Genomic DNA, 13,314 nt, shown 5'->3' with positions numbered 1-13,314 from the left:
AATACCTCCTATCATTTGTAATAAAATGATAGCATGGGAACACAGCAAATACCACTTACAGTGGTTGTAAGGATTCAAGATATAAGTGGCGGCTCAAGGGGGACGAGCATATATTTTGTAAGAGCATCAGGCGACAATGATAAAATATACCGGATCGCCTCCTTGGCAAACCAGTTCGTTTTAATTGTATCCCAATCAGCAAGTCGGATAATCTCTGCTGTGCCGTTCTCAAAATCAACTGAAATTTCGCCCCATTCGCCGTCGCAGTCTGCTTGATATTCGTAGATTGCGGCGGCGATTTTCTTTTTGCGCTTGGTTTTGGTTTTCTGTTTCAGCCGGACAGCATGGAGCGCACCTTCGGCAACCAGCAGTTCTGTCAGTTTGTCCACCGCTTTCCGGTAGGCTCGCTCTGCACCGCTGGCTGTGCTGCCCTCAAACATAATCGCCAATTCTTCAAAAGTGGGGCGGTTCTTCCATGAGCCAACTCGCCCGCAGGTCATACAGATTGCTAACCGTTTTTCGAGCAAGGTCTGTTCCCGGTAATTCAGCTTCTCAAATGCCCGCTGTACCTTTTCTGCTTGTATGCCGTTCCAGAGGATGTCGGTATAGTTCCAGCTATCGTCAAGGGCTATATCCTCGCCTGTTTCCTCGCCGTCCTCGTCCGTTATATAGAACGGCTGCTGGTTGCGGATTCCACGGACAACTTTCAGATATTCTTCCGCAAGAGCAAGGTCGCAGTTATACTTCTTGGAAAACTGGTTGACCGCATCTTTGGTGTTATGGTACAGCCACGCCATTGATCGCACCATTTTGTAATTGGTCAGAGAGGATACCGACCATTTTTCTTCGCCCATGCGGAAACGGAGCATAGAATCCCAGATGAACGGATAGATGTATGTAGCATACTCCGCACCCTTGGCAGGATCATAGTCCATCAGCTTTTGGAGCATTTGCTCCCGGCAGGAGATCTTTATATCGATAAATCGGTCTGTGTCGTACAGATTGCCGCCGTCCACACTGAGAAAGCCTTTGATGCGCTTGTTGAGCTGCGTTTCGTAGTGGTGCAGAAAGAACGAAAAATATAGCAAATTCTTTTCCCGCAAAGCAGACAGGATATATTCATTCAGACTGTCCACCGCTGGCGGTTCCGGTTCCAGTTGGAAGATGCGCTCTGCCACATAGGGGATGATGCCGTCACCGTGTGGATTAACTTGGTGCTTCGGTATGTATCCGGTCATGTTCCACGAAAAATCATTTAGCATAGCGCACCTCCCTTCTAAGTAATCAGCGGGAATAATTAACCATAATTCCAAGTTTGTCTTGCAGCATTTATATTATCCAGAAGAACAGATGCAGGATTTGCCTCGTAATAGTACGTGCTCATATCCAAAATGCCTTCTTCCATTTCACCCCACTCTGCTGTGCGAGAAACAAAGATTCTATAATATACACACCAATCGCATGTGGTGGTGAAAGCAGCAATATCTGCAAAGTCTTTTGGAAATACAATTCTTCTTCCATTTGATGTTGGCTTAAGATAGTTCTCCATTATTTCTTTGAAATTCTTCAGATCATAATCCGTAGCGTTTTCCAAAGCTTTACAGACAATCAATTCTTCGTGCGTGAATTCTGTAAGTGTTTCTAAATGGTTTGCAAGAATTAGACCATAAATAACGCAAACCTTTGGGCATTCTGCATTTACGGTTTGTTTGAACAGATTGGCTACGATAATAGCCTTTTCCGGGCTGGAGTTTACATAGTTGTAAAGCTCGTTCAATCTTCTTTCGAGATTAAAGCCAGATGCAAGACCGTTCAGTAGATGGCCGAGTTTGAAGGTATTGTATTCAGATAGAAGATCATTTCCTATTCCGCCTACAATTCCCGCAACTGGGTTTACTACGCCCAACACACCAATAGAGCCAGAACGGATTATTTTGGTCATAGGATTGTCCATAACCCGGCTAAGCGCATTCCCAATATCAGTTAAATCATATTTCTGTGCCATTACATATTCCTCATTTCGTCCGTAATTTTGCTTCTTTCTTCAAAGCAGCCTGTCCCATCTCTTTTTCGTAATCACCTTTGGCATAGGCGACATTGCTCAGCGCTCGAAGCATTTTATCCTTTGCCAGCTTTTTCATAACCTCTGCAAGATCAGCGTCCAGAGTACCACGCTTCACATAGCGGTTTATGGTGTTCAGCCGTTTCTCATAAATCTGTTTCACCGGATGATCGTCCGCAAGCTCCCGTTGTTCTCTGCCTTTCAGGTTGCCGATCTGTCGGCAAGTGCGGTGCAGCTTGTCCCCCGGTGCATAGCCGCCGCAGTATTTGGTGTGCCTTGCGTTGGTGGTGAGGAACCACTTGCCGCAGATTTTGCATTTTTTCGGGGCATGACCAACACATAAGCCCTCAAAAAGATCAGACCGGAACATCCCTACAAAGGATACATAGTGCATCCGCTTGACCAGCTTCGCAACTTTTTCGCCGGGACGGATGACCGATATATACTGAACGGAATTATTCAAAGTAGACATCCAGGCATTGCCCTCCGTGATAGAGAACTCCGGCGGAAAATAGTCGCCGAACATTTTTGCAAAACCCTCTGCGGTGCGTTCTGCTTCATTGCCGTCTGATTTTTCTGCAAAATCAAGCATGGCCGTTTGGTATTCCCCAAGGGAGTATGCCAGATGCCCGAAAACTGCGGTATAGCGTTGGAGCATCATCGCATCGGCAAAGTTCTGGATTTCTTCAAATTGCAAAGAATTGGTTGCGGCTTTTATGGCAAACTCCACATATTTCAGCGCATTGTCCACAGTAAAGACTTTTTCAATCCGTTCTCTGTGCTTTGAGATATTCATATAGGAGAACGGCGGTGTTTGACTGAGAATATCAAGCATCGTCAGAGCAGCTTCCGTTGCAATAGGACAGAGTGCAGAAGCATCCTGTCCGGCGTTTAATATTCCAAGCAGCAGATTGATTTTCTCGCATTGCTCGTTCATCTTTGCGATGGTATCCGCAGGGACATTCAGCGCATCACAGGCAAGAGCGCCGACAGGAAGTGTTTTTCCCTCATATATGACCGTATCCTGCCAAAAATCCAATGTCATCAGTTCTTGGTTCATGCTTGCCCCTCCTGTCCTGTTTTTTCATTTTCTTAATTCTATCATGCTAATGTAAAGAAATCTACATCTATCCATAAGTTGTCCTGTTTTTTGAAACGGGGTTGTCCTCCGATTAGCCTGTTTTTTGAAAAATCCGGCATAACCATAGTAGAAGGAGCCAAACCCCTGCCAATCACGGCGGGTGTTTCGTGCTTTCTAAATACTATGAACGGAGGTTTTTCTATGACAATCTATGAAATCATCAAGGCGGCAATCAGCGTAAAGCAAGCCGCAAAACACTACGGGCTGAATGTCAACCGCAATGGTATGGCTTGCTGCCCGTTCCACAACGACAGGCATCCGAGCTTGAAGCTGAACGAGGATTATTTCTTCTGCTTCGGCTGCGGAGCCAAGGGGGATGTAATCGACCTTGTGGCAAGACTGTTCGATCTGAGCAGTTATGAAGCAGCGCAAAAGCTGGCTGCGGACTTCGGGCTTGACCCGAAACCGCCCACTGCCGCAGCTATGGTCAAGCCAAAGCGTCCCTATATCCGTCAGTTCCGGGAGAATGAAATGCTGTGTTTCCGGGTGCTGACGGATTATCTGCATCTGCTGGAAGATTGGAAAATACGATACGCACCCAAGACACCGGAAGATGCTCTGGATGACCGTTTTGTGGAAGCCTGCCAGATGCACTGCTATATCGAATATATGGCAGATGTGCTGACGGTGGGTGATCTGGAAGAACGGGTGGCATTGGTGGACAAGCTGATGCAGGACGACAAAATTGCTTTTCTGCAAGAGTATACCGCACGAAAGAAAAAGGAGGTGGCGCACCGTGGCGAAGAACCGGAAAACGCCTAATATGAATTTTCCTGTCTGGTTTGACGGGCAGAACATCAACGAAGCTCTGTTTTGTGAAGAATTTCTGCATGAGCGCAGAATCATCTTCGCAAACGGAGCTTTTTTCACGCCCGATGGTCGAGTGACGGATGACCTTCCTCTGCGTGGGGAGATTTACGACAAGCTGAAATTTTGTGCCGTGAACAACATCCCACGGAAGATCACCAACATTCTGGAAGTGCTGAAACTGGAAGCGCAGGTGTCTGACTTCCCTCCGGAGCAGGATCGCATCCATGTTGCCAACGGTACGCTGCTCTTGAACGGCACTTTCACCGAAGGCAGACCGGCTATCGTGCGAAGCCGTCTGCCTGTCGGCTATAATCCCGATGCTCCTGCACCGGTGATCTGGCTGAACTTTCTGGATGGGTTGCTTTACGCCGAGGACATTCCAACTTTGCAGGAGTTTATCGGCTATTGCCTGATTCCCTCCAACAAGGGGCAGCGCATGATGGTGATTAAAGGCAACGGTGGCGAGGGTAAATCTCAAATCGGTGCGGTGCTGTCCACCATCTTCGGCACGAATATGAAAGACGGCAGCATCGGGAAGATTTCTGAAAACCGTTTTGCCCGTGCCGATCTGGAACACATCCTGCTGTGCGTGGATGATGATATGCGGATGGAAGCTCTGCGTCAGACCAACTATGTAAAATCCATCGTGACTGCACAGGGCAAAATGGACTTGGAACGCAAGGGCAAGCAGAGTTATCAGGGCTGGATGTTTGCCCGGTTGCTGGCATTCAGCAATGGTGATCTGCAAGCCCTATATGATCGCAGCGATGGTTTTTACCGCAGACAGCTTGTGCTGACCACCAAAGAAAAGCCCATGGACAGAGCCGATGATCCTGACCTTGCAGAGAAGATGAAAGCTGAAGCCGAGGGTATCTTCCTGTGGGCATTTGAAGGCTTACAGCGGCTTGTTGCCAACAACTTTAAGTTTACGGAGAGTGACCGTATCCAGAAAAACCGGGAAGCGGTCAAGCGTGACAACAACAATATCTTTGATTTCATGGAGTCGGAGGGATACATCCGATTGAAAGCGGATGCTTCCATCAGCTCTAAGGATTTCTATGAAATCTACCGGATGTGGTGTGAGGAAAACTCCCTTGCACCGCTGAAAGCCCGTAGCTTCAGCGATGCCATGATTGCCAATGCCGGGAGATTCAATCTGGAGCATTGCAACAACATCACCAACTCTGCCGGACGGCGGGTGTGGGGCTTTATGGGCGTGGAAGCTGTGGCAAGACCTCATATAAATGGATTTTACGATGTTTCGCCGTGTACGTACGTACCGGAGGACTGGCGGGATTGATTTTGCCAGTCATGCTCTGTACGTATGTACGCAGCATTTACCCCTGTTTTCTTCCGTTATAGGAAACAGCAGCTTTCAAAGCTGACCTGTTTTCGGGCATTAAAAATCAATGGTAATGGAAACAGCAAAGTTTTTGACCGCAGGACGAAACTATTTCACGAAATCGTGCTTCTCTGAACCGTGTACCCTGTTCACGGAACAATGGGTGTTTTCACTGTTCCAGACCAAACCACACAAAACGGCAAAGTGGGATATGGTCATATATGGACAGGACATCACAAGCGAAATTCTGAACGGATTTCGGAGATTGCAGATTTTTCACTGTTCGGTGCATCCACTCCACCTTGGAGCGCAGAGGTTGCACCGACACATGAACTGAATTATGGAGGATTTTATCAATATGAATATACGCAACGAAATAAAGGCACAGATCATCCGTGCCGGGATGACCATGCAGGAAGTTGTTGACCTGCTCTCGGACGAGTACGGATGGAGCGACAGCGTTTCCAACCTGTCCGCAAAATTACAGCGGGAAAGTATACGATACAAGGAAGTATTGGAGCTTGCCGCTGTGCTTGGTTACGACATCGTATGGCAGAAAAGACGGGAGAAGTGATACCCCGGCAACAGCCCTCCGCATCTCCCGTCCCCATAGGCGCACCGCAGTGCTGCCCATGGACAGGCAGTGAAAGATACGGTTTTCGCTGCCATCGTCTGCAAGAAATGTTCCGCAGAACAGCTTCATGCAGACGGGCTGACCAAGGTAAAAGGCGCAGACATTTTGCCTTGGTCAGCAGAGGTCACCGCAGTGACCGCATTCCCCCTCGGGAGAGCCCTCGGAGAGCCCACGGCACTTTGTAGCCAGCATGGATGAAAGTGTAATAGTGGGTTATTACACTTTGAAAAAGTGCCGTTCCTCAGCCCTCCGCTGTCTGCAAATCTTAAAGAAAGGACAAAAATCTATGGCAAGAAATGATGGAATTGATCGTACCTTAGCCAGAAATCAGGACTTGGAAACTCCGGATGATGTGACAAAAGTACAGGAACACAATGAGCGTGAAAAAGACCGTTATTCCAATGTGGACATCGTGCCGGAACGTACTGCGCTGAATGTTCACTTCAAGTCTCCCACTGACGATTATGTAAAAATGTTTGAGCAGATGGAGCAGGACAAGATCATCTCCACCAGAGGGCTGAAACCGGATGCCGTCAAATATGGCGAGTTGGTTTTCGATGTGAACTCCGCTTATTTCTACAACCACGGCGGCTATGAGTTTGCAAAACAGTTTTATGCCGATGCCTATAAAGCCGCCGTGGAGATCGTGGGCGGTGAGCAGTATATCCTCTCCGCTGTAATGCATGCCGACGAGCGCAACCGGGCAATGTCGGAAGCTCTGGGTGAGGATGTGTACCACTATCACCTTCATGTGGTTTATATCCCGGTGGTGGAGAAACAAATCCTGTGGTCGAAGCGATGCAAGGATGAATCCCTCCGGGGAACGGTAAAGGAAACGATCACACAGGTCAGCCGCAGTAAGAAGTGGGAATCCAAACCCGTTCTTGATGAAAACGGAAATCCTATGTTGAACGCAAAAGGGAAAAAGATTTTGAAGTCGTCCTACAGTGTGCTGCAGGATGACTTTTTCAATTTCATGCGAAACGCTGGTTATACCGATGTAGAGCGTGGAGAATGTGGCAGCACCGAAGAACATCTGACGGTGACACAGTTCAAGGTACAGGCCGAACAGCAGCGTTTGGAAGCTGTGACCGGACAGGTGGCACAGGCCGAGCAGAGCTTAGCGGATGCCAAAGCTGCCACGGAGAAGCAGAAAAAGAAACTGGAAGCTCTGAAAAAGGAAACTCAGGCTGCTAAGTCTGTTGCTATGACTGCACATGAGATTGAGTCGATGGGCAAGAAAAATCCCATTACGGGAAATGTTACCATGACGGCGGATGAGTGCCGCACGCTAAAGGATTATGCGGTCAGCAGCTTTGCGGAAAAGTCTGAGAAGCTGAAATACAAGCAGAAATTCGAGCAGGCAGATAAAAACGCAAAGATATGGAAAGACCGTTTTGAAAAACTGAACAAAGACTATGAGGAGCTGAAACAAAAAGCCCAGCCTTTCCTGGATGCGATTGAGATTGCATCTGAAAAGGTCTGGGCTTTTATCAATGCCATCCTCGCCAGGGGAAAGGAACTGTATGAACACAAACACCCTGCCCGCAATCGTGGACAGGACATGGAAATTTAAGAAAGGAACTATTTGCCTATGAAGAAAACCGTAGATGAAATTAACAAGATGATTATGGAAGATGCCCCGATGGAAGAAATCAACGATGCCATCGGCTATATTGATATTTGCTCCTGCTTCGATCCGATTTTTGAGCCGCCTATTGATTTTCTGGAAGAATGCCGCAAGCGTTGGGAAGCGGCACAGTCCTCTTTCTGCAAAACCATTGAGTGCAAGATCGGAAACACATGGTATGTGATTGAAACGGAGTGTGATGGAAATGAGCCACTTACCGACAAGGTAAAACGGCTCATTTTTTCTGACAAGGGGGTGATTTGTTAATGACTGCGACACAAAAGCATGATATAATTCCAATATGCACAACGGTACTGTCGGCTGACCAACCACCGAAGGAGGATATTATGTTGGATCAGCAGAAAATTACCATTCTCTATTGCCGTCTGAGCAACGAGGATGCCCAGGAAGGCGAGAGTAACAGTATCGCAAATCAGAGAGAGTATTTAACCCGATATGCCCGTGACCACGGGTATACAAACCTGAAAATTCTGGTGGATGACGGTTATACGGGGACGAACTTCAATCGTCCCGGTGTGCAGGAAGGCTTTGAGCTTGTCAAGCAGGGGCTTGTGGGCTGCTGGCTGGTCAAAGACCTCAGCCGCTTTGGTCGTGACTATCTGACTGTTGGACAATATACGGATATTATCTTTCCGAGTTATGATGTCCGCTTTATCGCTATAAATGATGGCGTAGACAGCAACCGGGGAGACAGCGAGGGCTTCGCCGCAATCCGTAATCTGTTCAACGAGTGGTATCCCCGTGATACCAGCAAGAAAGTCCGTGTCAGTTTGCGGCAGAGAGGAACCAGTGGGAAGCACATGGGCAAACCGCCCTACGGATACCGCTGTGACCCGGAGGACAAGGATCACTGGATTCTGGATGAAGAAGCGGCTCCGGTAGTCAAGCTCATCTTCGACCTTTGCATTGACGGCAAAGGCCCGGAGCAGATTGCAAGGATTCTGGAAGAAAAGCAGATTATGACCGCAAAGGCACTCTATGCCAAGCGAAAGAAAAAGCCGATGCCGGAAAGACCGTACCACTGGGGCAACCAGTCCATTGCAGGGATTTTGGAACGGCAGGAGTACACAGGCTGTACCTGCAACTTCAAGACTTATTCCAAGTCCTACAAGCTGAAAAAGCGGATTCCCAATGAGCCGGAGAATATGTTTTATCTGCCGGACACACAGGAAGCGATTGTATCTCAGGCACAGTTTGACAGGGTGCAGGAACTGAGGAAAAACAAACGCCGCCCCGCAAAAGCGGAACGGCAGGGATTGTTCTCCGGGCTTCTGTTTTGTGCCGATTGCGGCGGCAAGCTCCACTTTGCCACAAGCAAAAGCTTTGAGGGCAAGCAGGATCACTACGTCTGCAACAACTACAAGAGCAACCGTGGTACTTGTACTGCCCACTATATCCGGGAAGATGTGCTTCGTGAAATCGTTCTGGAACGCATCCGGGCAGTCAATGAGTATATCCGAAGCGATGTGGACGGTTTTCAGGAGGAATGGCTGCAATGCCGCAGGACTGACCAGGAGCGCAGCATCCGGGATGACAAAAAGAAGCTGGAACAGGCAAAGAAACGCCTTGCCGATCTGGATGTCATCATCGCCCGGCTGTACGAGGACTATGTTCTTGGAAATCTCAATCAGGACAGATACAGAAAGATGTCTGCGGACTATGAAGCGGAGCAGGAACGGTTAAAGCTCGAAATTGAAGTTATCGAAGAATGGGTGGAACAGCGGGAAGAAATGAACGACGGTCTGGATGCCTTTATCGCCCTGACACAGAAATATGTGGATGTGGAGGAGCTGACACAGACCATCGTGAACGAGTATATCAAGAAAATCATCGTCTATGCCCCGGACAAATCCAGCGGCAAGCGCAAGCAGAAAGTGAAGATTTTCTTCAACTTCGTGGACGATGTAGATATTCCCGTTATTTCCGAGCCTATCATCACGCAAACAACCTATGAACACAGAAAAACGGCGTGACCTTCGGGTCACACCGTTCTCTGCGACAAAATAGTTACTTGTCACTATTAATCCTTGATTTTCCGGGCTTTTTGAACCATTTTGATATAGCCTGAGCAGTCGATTATCGCTTGCTGAACTGCGGAGCGCGACGAGCTGCTTTGAGACCGTACTGCGCGAGTTTTTGAGTTGTTCTCCCTTGATACTCCGGGCTTTTCCGGCTTTCTACCTCTCAGTTATCCGGTGTGCGGACCATAAAAAACGGCCTTTTTTCATTCAGCAATAGCCTGATGAAACGCACCATTTACTACCCCAAACAGCTCCTGCGGTTTATTATACTTCACTTTTGCATAGATGTCCATAGTTGTTTTGCTGTTTTCGTGTCCGGCAAGGTATTGGACGGTCTTTGGATCAACACCAGCATAGAGAAGATTGGTAATGTAAGTGTGCCGTAGCTGATGCGGGGTTACATCAAAGTCCAGCGTATATCTGATTTTGGGTTGATTTTTCTGGGTCATGCCCAGCGTTGGGGTAACCGTGTATTTGATGCTCTGCCCATTCACATACTTATAATAGTTCCGGGGCTTAGTGGAGCGGACAACGACATACTGCCACACTCTTTGAAACTGCGAAGCAGCCAGCGGCTCCCCTTTGCTGTCAGCAATCACATAATCTGATATGGAATTTTCTTTCGTTTCTCTCAGACAATCCACCAAACACTTCGGTATCGGAATATCCCTTTTTGCCGCCGGAGTCTTTAGCACCGTAGAAATCACGGGTCTGTTATGCTCTGTACGCCATGCCCGCCTCACCGATAGATAAGGTGTATCCTCGTCCAGAAATACACAATCCCATTGCAGTGCAAGAATTTCTTCCCGACGCAGACCGGAATACAAACCGAGCATAATAAACAAATATGGAGGAAGCCCCTTGACTGTATCCAGAAGCACGGCTACCTGCTGATCTGTCAATGCCTCCTTCTTTTTTGTCGGTTTTCCGCCTTTACCGGATATTCCCGCACAGGGATTGTGTTCAAGAATTTGGTTTCTCTCTGCCGCATAAAAAATGCACTTGAGCAGCATATTGACCTTATTGTATAAGCCTTCCGATTTCTTTGACAATGGAACAAGAGCCAGCCGAATATCGTCAGCAGTCACTTCTTCCATATACATCTCGCCCAGGGGTTTGATGATATAGTTTGTCATATCCCTCGTATAACCTCTGAGTGTAGACGCAGACACCTTTGCCGACTGCATCAGCAGCCACTTCTCGCCATACTCGGCTACTGTCGGGTGCTGCCGGTGAAAGATAATTTCTTCTACCTGCTTCCGGGCCTCTAACTGCTTCTCATACAATTCTTCACAAGTAGCGGCATACAAACTCAACTCTTTGCCATCTGCATCCGTAATCCTGGTTCTGTAATACTGGATTCCTTTCAATGTAATGGTCCCGTACTTCGGGATCTGTGTTTTCTTTTTTGCCATCTTTGATTGTCCTTTCTTGATAATGTGTAGTCTCCGTATCTACACTCTCTTTTTATCAGAAAGCCTCGATTTAATCAAAGATACGGCTGATGTAAAACAAAGAGCGAGACATCCTTGCCTCGCTCCTGCTTTACTTCCTATTTTATTATTACTGTGCTGCGTCCCAGCTTGCAAACGCGCTACTCATTGATCTGACCAGCTCATCTGGTCTGTTGTACTTAACCTTTGCATAAATGTCCATGGTAATCTTGCTGCTTTCATGGCCTGCCAGGTATTGAACCGTTTTGGGATCTACCGATGCATGAATGAGATTGGTAATGTAAGTATGCCGCAGCTGATGGGGTGTTACTTCAAAGTCCAGACTGTAAACCACTTTTCCGTTATGAGCAGCCTTTTCTCCCAAGACAGGTGTGACAGTATGCTTTACTCTTTTTCCATCTTCATACCGATAATAGCTCCGCTCCTTGACCGTCCTCGTAACAATATACTGCCAAAGTCGCTTAAACTGCGTGTAGGACAGCGGTTCGCCGTCCCGGTTTGAAACCACATACTCCGAAGTCGATGTTTCCTTTGCTGCTTTCAAACACTCAGCCAAGCAAACAGGAAGAGGGATATTTCTCTCCGCAGCCTTGGTTTTCAATTCGTCTGAGATTACCGGTCTGTTGTGTTCTGTGTGCCATGCCCGCCTTACCGTCAGATATGGAGTATCCGTATCCAGATATACTGAATCCCATTGCAGAGCAAGAATTTCTTCCCGGCGCAGCCCTGCATATAAACCAATCATGACAAAGACATAAGGCGGCAAATCTTGGATAGCATCCAAAAGGCGTGCTGCCTGTTCATCTGTCAAAGCCTGACGATCCTCTTGTGGAACACCACCACCTTTTGTCGTGAGATAAATCGTCGGGTTATGGTCAATGATCCTGCTTTCCATCGCTGCGCGAAAGATAGATTTGTAAAGGATTACCACAGATTTATAAACCGATGCAGATTTCTTGGAAACCGGAACAAGGGCAAGCTGAATATCATCCAGGCTAACCTCACCCATCCGTTTATCTCCCAATTCCGCTATAATATGCCGCCTGACCTTTGAGGTGTAATCCGTCAAAGTAGTAGCTCGTACATGAACCGACTGCATCAGCAGCCACTTTTCACAATACTCTGCAACTGTGGGCGTTTTCCGATGAAAAGTGGCATTCTCAATCTGTTCCAACGCAAGCGTTTCTTTGTTGTATAGTTCTTCAGGTGTTTTTGCGTAGATAGCTACGAGCTTACCATTCGTGTCTTTGATTCTGGTCCTATAATATAGGACACCTCTTTTCATAACTGTGCCATATTGAGGAAGCATTATTTTTCTATTTGCCAATTTCTCCACCTCCTAAGAATATACTCCAGCGCTGTATCTATGTTTTATCAGACCATTATGATTTCGACAAGGATACGGACCGGCTCACACTCCAGCTCTGCGAGGTTTACGATAAGTTGCGTTCTTTTCTGCTGGCTTTGCTCTGTGGGTGCATTTTGCGATATACTCCTGAAGGCCCGCTGAGGTAAAGTACACACAGCCATTCTGCACATATTGCACATAAGAAATAAGACCATTGTTACGGGCCGCGTCCAGCGTTGCAATGCTGATACCCAAAATTTCTGCTGCTTCTTTTCGCGTAATAAGTTTTTCCATAAAGCATATTTCCTCCAATCCGTCAAGTTTGTCATCGTGTTTGTTCAAAATCACATGAATACGCTGGCAGCCGAAACCACCAGCGCATGGTATCTGATTTTGAACAGAAAGCGGCAAACGCTTCCTATTTATATTTCTCAGCTTTCGTCACATTTGCCACGCCCCCTGACGATGGGAACACAATAGGTCTCCGCTGGCGCGGATGTCATAACTCCGCAGCATCGTTCGTAACGTGTGCCGCAGGGTTCCCCCCAAGTCTTTGGCGGGCCGTGAGGAAGTATCTTTAAGCCCCCATGCAGTCATCGCGCCGAATCTGCCACAATCCGTTTTATGAAATCGTAGATCGCTCCGAAGAAGTCTTTTCATCACCTCCCTGACTGCTCCATCTTCGCGGCGTTTCATATTCGCTCGTACATGGGTTATGTACCTGTTGTGCTGTCTATTCGATTGTCAATGTACTGATGAAGGATGAAAACTTGTCCTTCTTATTAACACTGACAAAAAAGGCAAAAAACAGGCGCATCAAATGAAATTTTATCAAAAATATTTTACAAGCT

The 13,314-nt window shown here is 47.4% G+C and carries 12 protein-coding genes; 6 read left to right on the top strand and 6 right to left on the bottom strand.

Translation table 11 applies throughout. The annotated features are described in order from the left end of the window. Positions 1-74: 74 nt before the first annotated feature. The 3 genes from DWY63_RS00130 to DWY63_RS00120 are packed head-to-tail and all read right to left on the bottom strand — an operon-like array spanning position 75 to position 3,122. Complete coding sequence (locus DWY63_RS00130; RefSeq protein WP_033121506.1) at positions 75-1,262, bottom strand: hypothetical protein; 1,188 nt, start codon at positions 1,260-1,262, stop codon at positions 75-77. A 35-nt stretch (positions 1,263-1,297) separates the two neighbouring features. Continuing rightward, positions 1,298-2,005 carry a hypothetical protein gene (locus DWY63_RS00125; protein ID WP_117800652.1) on the bottom strand — a complete coding sequence of 236 codons (708 nt, stop codon included), beginning with the start codon at positions 2,003-2,005 and terminating at the stop codon, positions 1,298-1,300. A gap of 10 nt (positions 2,006-2,015) precedes the next feature. Beyond that, the gene (locus DWY63_RS00120) at positions 2,016-3,122 is read right to left on the bottom strand and encodes a DUF6076 domain-containing protein (protein WP_033121508.1); all 1,107 of its coding nucleotides are present in this window, start codon (positions 3,120-3,122) and stop codon (positions 2,016-2,018) included. 222 nt (positions 3,123-3,344) lie between these two features. On the opposite strand from DWY63_RS00120, the gene DWY63_RS00115 reads away from it, so the two are divergent. From DWY63_RS00115 to DWY63_RS00085, 6 genes are all read left to right on the top strand, one after another. After that, positions 3,345-3,965 (top strand): CHC2 zinc finger domain-containing protein, encoded by a 621-nt coding sequence (locus DWY63_RS00115; protein WP_033121509.1) that lies wholly within the window; start codon positions 3,345-3,347, stop codon positions 3,963-3,965. Between the two features lies 1 nt (position 3,966). Continuing rightward, entirely contained in the window at positions 3,967-5,313 is a 1,347-nt protein-coding gene (locus DWY63_RS00110) for a DNA primase family protein (protein ID WP_117800650.1), read from the top strand. Between the two features lie 400 nt (positions 5,314-5,713). Continuing rightward, a complete protein-coding gene (locus tag DWY63_RS00100; protein ID WP_055228675.1) occupies positions 5,714-5,929 on the top strand; it encodes a hypothetical protein in 216 nt (71 codons plus the stop codon). 346 nt (positions 5,930-6,275) lie between these two features. Next, positions 6,276-7,565, top strand: a complete 1,290-nt coding sequence (locus DWY63_RS00095) for a plasmid recombination protein (RefSeq protein ID WP_033121833.1) — start codon at positions 6,276-6,278, stop codon at positions 7,563-7,565. 18 nt (positions 7,566-7,583) lie between these two features. Next, entirely contained in the window at positions 7,584-7,886 is a 303-nt protein-coding gene (locus DWY63_RS00090) for a hypothetical protein (protein WP_033121834.1), read from the top strand. A gap of 80 nt (positions 7,887-7,966) precedes the next feature. After that, complete coding sequence (locus tag DWY63_RS00085) at positions 7,967-9,613, top strand: recombinase family protein (RefSeq protein WP_199572093.1); 1,647 nt, start codon at positions 7,967-7,969, stop codon at positions 9,611-9,613. 251 nt (positions 9,614-9,864) lie between these two features. Here the strand turns inward: DWY63_RS00085 and DWY63_RS00080 are convergent, their stop codons facing one another. From DWY63_RS00080 to DWY63_RS00070, 3 genes are all read right to left on the bottom strand, one after another. Continuing rightward, the gene (locus DWY63_RS00080) at positions 9,865-11,076 is read right to left on the bottom strand and encodes a tyrosine-type recombinase/integrase (protein ID WP_117800648.1); all 1,212 of its coding nucleotides are present in this window, start codon (positions 11,074-11,076) and stop codon (positions 9,865-9,867) included. Between the two features lie 148 nt (positions 11,077-11,224). Then, entirely contained in the window at positions 11,225-12,442 is a 1,218-nt protein-coding gene (locus DWY63_RS00075; RefSeq protein WP_117800646.1) for a tyrosine-type recombinase/integrase, read from the bottom strand. Between the two features lie 84 nt (positions 12,443-12,526). Beyond that, positions 12,527-12,757 carry a helix-turn-helix domain-containing protein gene (locus DWY63_RS00070; RefSeq protein ID WP_008728422.1) on the bottom strand — a complete coding sequence of 77 codons (231 nt, stop codon included), beginning with the start codon at positions 12,755-12,757 and terminating at the stop codon, positions 12,527-12,529. Between the last annotated feature and the right edge of the window lie 557 nt (positions 12,758-13,314).

The organism is Blautia sp. AF26-2, assembly GCF_003460955.1.
GTDB lineage: Bacteria > Bacillota > Clostridia > Lachnospirales > Lachnospiraceae > Fusicatenibacter > Fusicatenibacter saccharivorans.
This window is presented reverse-complemented; position numbering and strand designations above follow the sequence as displayed.

Excerpts from the sequence above, each read along its gene's own strand:
- DWY63_RS00130 (WP_033121506.1), bottom strand. The coding sequence starts at position 1,262 with ATGCTAAATGATTTTTCGTGGAACATGACCGGATACATACCGAAGCAC.
- DWY63_RS00125 (WP_117800652.1), bottom strand. The coding sequence starts at position 2,005 with ATGGCACAGAAATATGATTTAACTGATATTGGGAATGCGCTTAGCCGG.
- DWY63_RS00120 (WP_033121508.1), bottom strand. The coding sequence starts at position 3,122 with ATGAACCAAGAACTGATGACATTGGATTTTTGGCAGGATACGGTCATA.
- DWY63_RS00115 (WP_033121509.1), top strand. The coding sequence starts at position 3,345 with ATGACAATCTATGAAATCATCAAGGCGGCAATCAGCGTAAAGCAAGCC.
- DWY63_RS00110 (WP_117800650.1), top strand. The coding sequence starts at position 3,967 with ATGAATTTTCCTGTCTGGTTTGACGGGCAGAACATCAACGAAGCTCTG.
- DWY63_RS00100 (WP_055228675.1), top strand. The coding sequence starts at position 5,714 with ATGAATATACGCAACGAAATAAAGGCACAGATCATCCGTGCCGGGATG.
- DWY63_RS00095 (WP_033121833.1), top strand. The coding sequence starts at position 6,276 with ATGGCAAGAAATGATGGAATTGATCGTACCTTAGCCAGAAATCAGGAC.
- DWY63_RS00090 (WP_033121834.1), top strand. The coding sequence starts at position 7,584 with ATGAAGAAAACCGTAGATGAAATTAACAAGATGATTATGGAAGATGCC.
- DWY63_RS00085 (WP_199572093.1), top strand. The coding sequence starts at position 7,967 with ATGTTGGATCAGCAGAAAATTACCATTCTCTATTGCCGTCTGAGCAAC.
- DWY63_RS00080 (WP_117800648.1), bottom strand. The coding sequence starts at position 11,076 with ATGGCAAAAAAGAAAACACAGATCCCGAAGTACGGGACCATTACATTG.
- DWY63_RS00070 (WP_008728422.1), bottom strand. The coding sequence starts at position 12,757 with ATGGAAAAACTTATTACGCGAAAAGAAGCAGCAGAAATTTTGGGTATC.